Here is a 751-nt window from a genome sequence, read left to right on the forward strand (position 1 = left end):
AAAATGAGTCTTTACTATTTCACAAAGAGAAACTCGTTATTTGGCAGAGTTTGCAGTTACGTGTTAACATTTGTTTTAGTACTTTCAATGGCTTTGGGGTGTGTAGTTTTACCACAGAGAGTAAGTACAAGTGTTAAGGCAGCAACAACTGCTAAGTATCGTAACGTAATGTATTACGGTGACTGGTCAATTTATTCAGGACAGAAAAACTTTACACCTGACAAGATTGACGGAAGTTTAATAACACATTTGAATTTTGCATTTATGGATGCAGATGCAAATGGAGACTTAATCACAACAGACACATGGGCAGATTATCAGAATCCAAACGTTGGATACTCAGTTGGAAGCGATAACAAGTACGCAGGTGTATTGGGAGCAATGGTACTCTTAAGACAGAAATATCCAAACATGAAAATAGGTATTTCAGTTGGAGGATGGACAAGATCAGGAGATTTCCCAAAACTTGCAGCATCAGACAAGACAAGAAAGAATTTCGCAAACAATGTGGCAAAGTTTGTTCACTGCTATGGATATGACTTTGTAGACATCGACTGGGAATACCCAACAGCAGACAGAGATCCTGATCCTGAAGGAAACGGAGTGGCAATAGACAAGGGATGCAAAGGCTCAGCAGCAGACACAAAGAATTTCACATTACTGTTACAGGAAATCAGAAATTCATTGGACAGCTACGGAAAGACAGATGGAAAGCACTATGAATTATCAGTGGCAATGTCAGCATCACCAA

Annotated in this window: 1 protein-coding gene; it reads left to right on the plus strand. The window is 39.3% G+C overall.

Features of this window, described 5'->3' with window-relative positions; translation table 11 throughout:
- Positions 1–60: 60 nt before the first annotated feature.
- The coding region (locus DWW96_RS13730) for a glycosyl hydrolase family 18 protein (protein ID WP_243003088.1) at positions 61–751 on the plus strand (691 nt) is incomplete at its 3' end.

It is taken from the genome of Eubacterium sp. AF17-7, from assembly GCF_003461285.1.
In the GTDB taxonomy this organism is placed as follows: domain Bacteria; phylum Bacillota; class Clostridia; order Lachnospirales; family Lachnospiraceae; genus Eubacterium_U; species Eubacterium_U album.